Raw genomic sequence first — 4,451 nt, 5'->3', positions numbered from 1 at the left:
GTCGGCCGGCCACGGAACAGCCGCGCGGCCACGCGCTGCACGTCGCCGATGCCCACCGCGTCGATCCGCGCCACGGTCTCGGCGGTCGGGATCAGCCGGCCGAATATCTGCAATTGCCGGGCCAGTTGCTCGCAGCGGCTGCCGGTGCTTTCCAGCGACATCAGCAGCGAGGACTTCAACTGCGCCCGCGCCCGGTTCAGCTCATCCTGACCAATGCGGGTCTGCACCTTGCGCAGTTCCTCCAGGGTCACGGGAACCAGTTCCTCGATCTGGTCGCCACCCGTGCCGGCATAGATCCCGAACAGCCCGCCGTCGCGGAACGGCGCGTTGAACGAATAGACCGAATAGACCAGCCCCCGCTTCTCGCGGATCTCCTGGAACAGGCGCGACGACATGCCGCCCCCCAGCAGGGTCGACAGCAGCAGGACCGGATAATAATCCGGATCGCCATAGCCGACGGACGGAAAGCCCAGCACCACATGGGCCTGGTCCAGGTCCTTCTCCTTGCGGAATTCCCCGCCCAGATAGCGGGATTCGAACGAGGCCGAACCCGCCTGCGCCGGCAGGTCGGCGAAATGCCGCTGGACCAGCGCCACCACGTCGTCATGCGCCAGGTTGCCCGCTGCCGCGATCACCGTGTTCGCGGTGGTGTAATGGGTGCGCATATAGCGCATCAGCGTCTCGCGGCTCATCTCGCGGATCAGGGGCTCGGTGCCCAGGGTCGGGCGGCCCATCGGCTGGCCGGGAAACGCGGTTTCCTGGAAATGGTCGAAGATGATGTCGTCGGGCGTGTCGTTCGCCTGGCCGATCTCCTGCAGGATGACCCCGCGCTCGCGCTCGACCTCGTCGGGGGCGAAGGTGCTGTGGGTCAGGATATCGCCGATGATGTCGACCCCCAGCTTCAGGTCTTCCTTCAGCAGCTTGACGTAATAGGCCGTGTGCTCGCGCGCGGTATAGGCGTTGATGTGCCCGCCCACATTCTCGATCTCCTCGGCGATCCCGGCGGCGCTGCGGCTGTCCGTCCCCTTGAAGGCCATATGCTCCAGGAAGTGCGAGACGCCGTTCTCCGCGGCGTGCTCATGGCACGTGCCGGCGGCCACATAGGCGCCGAAGGATACGGTCTCCACGCGTTCCATATGTTCGGTAACGACCGTCAGGCCGGAAGGGAGGCGGGTGACGTTGATCTGCTCTGTCATCAGGGTCCTGCGTGACGGTCCGGCCGGCGGGGCCGGACGTCCGGGTCATGGAAAAAAAATCGCTCAGGCGTTCTTCAGCACCGCGGCCCGCACCCGGTCTTCGACCGCGTCCAGCCGGGCGGCCACCACCTCGTAACGTTCGGGCCGGTCGAATAGATCCGCCAGCCGCGGCGGCAGGGCGGGGCGAATCCCGATGGCGGCCTCCATCGCGTCGGGAAACTTGGCCGGGTGGGCGGTCGCCATCGCCACCATCGGAATGCCCGGTTCGCGGAACATCCGCCCGGCGGCGATCCCGATGGCGCTGTGCGGGTCGGCCAGGTAGCCGCTTTGCGCATACAGCTTGCGGATTTCGGTCTTCGTGGCCTCGTCGTCAAGGGCCAGGGCATGGAACAGCTCGGCGGCCCGCCGCCAGGTCGCGTCGGGCACCGCCATGCGGCCGGTTCGGCGGAAATCGGTCATGATCCGTGCGCAGGACGCGGCGTCCCGGTCCAGCAGCTCGAACAGCAGCCGCTCGAAATTCGACGAAACCTGGATGTCCATCGACGGCGACAGGCTGGGGACCACGCCCTGCACGCTCATGTCGTTGCCGCGCAGGAAGCGGGTCAGGATGTCGTTGCGGTTCGACCCCACGCACAGCGCCCGCACCGGCAGCCCCATGCGCCGCGCCGTCCAGGCGGCCAGGATGTTGCCGAAATTGCCGGTCGGCACCGCAAAGGCGACCGCGCGGTCCGGTGCGCCCAGGGCCAGCGCGGCATAAACATAGTACGGAATCTGCGCCGCGATGCGGGCCCAGTTGATGGAATTGACAGCCGACAGGCGCATCTCCTGCCGGAAGGGGGCGTCGGCGAACATCGCCTTCACCAGGTCCTGGCAGTCGTCGAACGTACCCTGCACCGCCAGGTTGGTCACGTTGGGTTCCAGCACGGTGGTCATCTGCCGCCGCTGCACGTCCGAGGTGCGGCCCTCGGGGTGCAGGATGACGGTCTTGACCCGGGTACGGCCCCGGCACGCCTCGATCGCCGCCGACCCCGTATCGCCCGAGGTCGCGCCCACGATGGTCACGTGCGCGTCCCGTTCGGCCAGCACATGGTCGAACAGCCGGCCCAGCAACTGCATCGCCATGTCCTTGAAGGCCAGGGTCGGCCCGTGGAACAGTTCCTGGACGAACAGCCCGTCTTCCACCTGCACCAGCGGCACGATCGCCGCATGGTCGAACCCGGCATAGGCCTCATGGCACAGGCGCCGCACCGTCTCGGGGGCGATGCTGCCGGCGGCGAAGGGCCCGATGATCCGCGCCGCCAGTTCGGGATAGGACAGGCCGCGCAGCGCGCGCCAGTCATCGGCGCTCAGGACAGGCCAGGTCTCGGGCAGATACAGCCCGCCATCCTCGGCAAGGCCGGCCAGCAGGACCTCGGAAAAATCGCGGACAGGGGCCTGACCCCGGGTAGAGACGTAACGCATGGCGCGATCATACCGCCAAGCCGACCCGCCGCGAAGGGGGCGCGTTCACCCCCGCGCGGCTATCGCATCGGGGCGATGGCGGGTCTTGCGAACGGATCGGCCGCGGGACCTGGCCCGAGTTGAGGGGCGCGGAACTCTCCGTGCGTCTGGCGAGACTACGTCAGCACTGGAGGAGCATTCATGGCCATTTAAGACATCGCGGACGGAGTCCCGTTTACAGGTGGTATTTTGGGGCTTTCCACGAACGTGGGAAATGGGGCTCGATTGACTAAAGATCTCTCTAATCCGCTTTGCGTGCTGAGCGACTGAATCGACGGAGACGAAAGTTGAGCGCACAATCTAGGGCCATAGTTTTAAATGGAGGCTCGAGTTCGGGAAAGTCTTCCATCGCTCGCCTGCTGAAAGAACGCTTGAAGGGTAGGTGGCTATCTTTCGGGATCGACGACCTCATACAGGCGATGCCATACCGCGATCTTAACGATGGCGATGGACTGGCGATTTCTCCTTCAGGAAAAGTCGATGTCGGCGGGGCTTTCCGGGCATACGAGCAGGCGTGGATGTGCGGCCTCCAGGCTGTCGCTCAACGTCAGGTCGGCCTTATTCTGGAGGACGTATTCATCAGCGGTCCGACAGCCCAACAACGGTGGAAAGAAAACCTCCGTGGCTTGGACATCTTGTGGGTCGGGGTGATGTGCCTGCCAAATGTTGCAGAACAGCGCGAGCTTGCGCGGGGCGACCGACAAAAAGGGATGGCGCGTCTACAGGCGGAAAGCGTTCACGCAGGGATCGAGTATGACATGGTCGTAGATACGACATCGGCATCGACAGGCAACTGCGTCGATTTAATCGTAATGGAGTCGGAACGGAGATGGCGCTCTGGAAGATGAAACCCCGAGACCAGCCAGTCACTAACATGTCTCAAAACCGCAACGAGTCGGACTCGCAGGTCGCTTGAATTCGCGTTTATGGGGGCGCCTGGCTGCCTTCAACCCACGAGAGGGCGCAGCCTCCTTGCCCCATACCTTTGATAAATAATCGGTTTCCAAAAGCAACGCCTTTGGTGGGGCTCGGGGCAAAGCCCCGAAAAAGAGACCGCAGGACGGTCAGCGATTCCGCCCATGGATATGACTGAACCGCGCGGTTCAGTATTTCGGCGGCGGCAGCGCCCCGACATCGACGCGATACAGGTCCAGCGGCCATCGCACTTCGGCCCGCCCGTCATCGAATCGCGGCGTGCGGTCCAGTTGGGCCACGGGGACGTAAAGCTGGCCCCCCGGTGTAACATAGGGCTCGGCCGGCCAGCGCAGGCGCGGGTCGACGACGATCCGCTGATAGATCCGCCCGGCGGTGAAGCGGAAAATGCTGCCGGTGGACACGTCGTCGAAATACAGCGTGCCATCGCGGTCCACCGTCATCCCGCCCAGTGGCGGCGTGTTGTACCAAAGCGTCGCTCCGTCATCCAGTTCGACCCCGGTGACGCTGGTATCGGTCAGCAGGTCGGTGCCGATCCGGTAGAGCGGCCCGCACAGAGGCTGGTAATACAGCCACTGACCGTCGGGGCTGACTTCCAGATGGTTCACGTTCACGGCCGCGACATGGCCGTTCGCCCCCCGCAGCACGCGTCCGCCGGTCATGATCGGCCGCTGCGCCGTCAAGGACGGGTGATGGTCCAGCAGGCGGCGCTGCCCGCCATGGCCCGGCCCGTCGCCAAGGTCGATCACGATCAGCCCGGCGACGCCCGAATCGCCGACGAAGCCGTGGCCGCGGGCGATGCGCACGCCCGCCGGATGGCTG

The 4,451-nt window shown here is 65.3% G+C and carries 4 protein-coding genes; 1 reads left to right on the top strand and 3 read right to left on the bottom strand.

Annotation, left to right across the window (positions count from 1 at the left end; translation table 11 throughout):
• Together HUK84_RS11245 and thrC are read right to left on the bottom strand one after the other, a co-directional pair.
• Positions 1-1,196 (bottom strand): M16 family metallopeptidase (locus tag HUK84_RS11245; protein ID WP_176640377.1); only part of this gene is annotated, 1,196 nt, incomplete at its 3' end.
• Between the two features lie 63 nt (positions 1,197-1,259).
• Positions 1,260-2,657, bottom strand: a complete 1,398-nt coding sequence (thrC, locus tag HUK84_RS11240; RefSeq protein ID WP_176640376.1) for a threonine synthase — start codon at positions 2,655-2,657, stop codon at positions 1,260-1,262.
• 326 nt (positions 2,658-2,983) lie between these two features.
• Between thrC and HUK84_RS11235 the strand changes: the two genes are divergently transcribed.
• A complete protein-coding gene (locus HUK84_RS11235) occupies positions 2,984-3,544 on the top strand; it encodes a phosphotransferase-like protein (protein WP_176640375.1) in 561 nt (186 codons plus the stop codon).
• Positions 3,545-3,799: 255 nt separating this feature from the next.
• Here HUK84_RS11235 and HUK84_RS11230 read toward each other — a convergent pair.
• On the bottom strand, positions 3,800-4,451 hold a 652-nt coding region (locus HUK84_RS11230; protein ID WP_246285623.1), incomplete at its 5' end, for a major royal jelly family protein.

The organism is Nguyenibacter vanlangensis (assembly GCF_013376155.1).
Classification (GTDB): Bacteria; Pseudomonadota; Alphaproteobacteria; order Acetobacterales; family Acetobacteraceae; genus Gluconacetobacter; species Gluconacetobacter vanlangensis.
The sequence above is the reverse complement of the archived record's forward strand: the minus strand, read 5'-3'. Positions and strand labels throughout refer to the sequence as shown.

Bases quoted from the DNA above. Each gene is read 5' to 3' on its own strand.
- thrC (WP_176640376.1), bottom strand. From the start codon at position 2,657: ATGCGTTACGTCTCTACCCGGGGTCAGGCCCCTGTCCGCGATTTTTCC.